Genomic DNA, 1,138 nt, shown 5'->3' on the forward strand with positions numbered 1-1,138 from the left:
TTGGTGGGGGCGCCGGCGGACGACTATGTGCGGGAGTTCGTGAAGGACGTGCCGCGCGGTGATGTGCTGACGTTGCGGTGGATCATGCGGGCGCCGGTTGACGGTGACGCGCTGGACGGGCCGGAGCTGGGTCCGGACGTGGTGGTGCGGGAGGCGACGCGGGCGGTGCTGGCGGCGGAGAAGCCGGTGAAGGTCGTCGAGGACGGCAAGCTGCTCGGGATCGTGGGGGACGAGGAGATCCTCGCGGTCGTCGCGGGGCAGGAAGGCGGCAGGTGATGACCGTCGCCATCGAGAAACCGGACACCACGGAGACGGCCGCGCAGGCCGCGCCCGCCACTCCCCGCCGGAAGATCAGCCGGCCCATGGTGCTCGGCGCGATCCTCGTCGTCTGGCTGCTGCTCTTCGCGGTCCTGCGGGGCAGGCAGACCCTGACCCTGGCCGCGGCCGATCTGACGGGTCTGCACCGCTGGTTCAACGACGTCAACGACTCCATCGGCGCGAACCGCAATTCCAGTCCGCTGTTCCTGTATTTCTTCAACGAGATCCGGCTGGTGATCGACGGCCTGGTGACCTTCGTCCGGGATCTGATCTCGCAGCCGTCCGACGCGCGGCCGGTGCCGCAGATCGGCTGGCTGGGGGTCGTGGGCGTCGCCGGGTATGTCTCGTGGGCGGTGGGGAACTGGCGGGTGGCGCTGCTGGCGGTGGCCGGGTTCACGTTCATGGGGTTGCAGGGGCTGTGGCAGGAGAGCATGGACACCCTGGCCCTGACCCTCTCGGCGGTCCTGGTCGCCTTGCTGTTCGCGATCCCGCTGGGGGTGTGGGCGGGGCTGTCGGACCGGTTCAACCGGGTCGCGACCCCGTTCCTGGACTTCATGCAGACGATGCCGACCTTCGTCTACCTGGCCCCGCTGACCCTGTTCTTCCTGATCGGCGGCGCCTCGACCGTGATCACCACGGCGATCTACGCGGCCCCGCCGGCGATCCGCATCACCGCGCACGCCATCCGCTCGGTCCCCGAGACCACCGCGGAGGCGGCCGACTCCCTGGGCGCCACGCGTCGGCAGGCCCTGTTGAAGGTCCTGCTCCCGATGTCCAAGGGGACCGTGGTGATGGGCGTCAACCAGTCGATCATGGGGGC

The 1,138-nt window shown here is 69.8% G+C and carries 1 protein-coding gene and 1 pseudogene; both read left to right on the forward strand.

Annotated features, from left to right (window positions below):
• Positions 1 to 276: pseudogene (locus AQJ58_RS40160) on the forward strand (glycine/betaine ABC transporter ATP-binding protein); the annotation flags it as partial.
• Positions 276 to 1,138 (forward strand): ABC transporter permease (locus AQJ58_RS40165; protein WP_159056435.1); only part of this gene is annotated, 863 nt, incomplete at its 3' end. The pseudogene AQJ58_RS40160 and the gene AQJ58_RS40165, both read left to right, overlap by 1 nt.

Origin of the sequence: Streptomyces sp. DSM 15324 (genome assembly GCF_001514285.1) — a bacterium.
Lineage (GTDB): Bacteria > Actinomycetota > Actinomycetes > Streptomycetales > Streptomycetaceae > Streptomyces.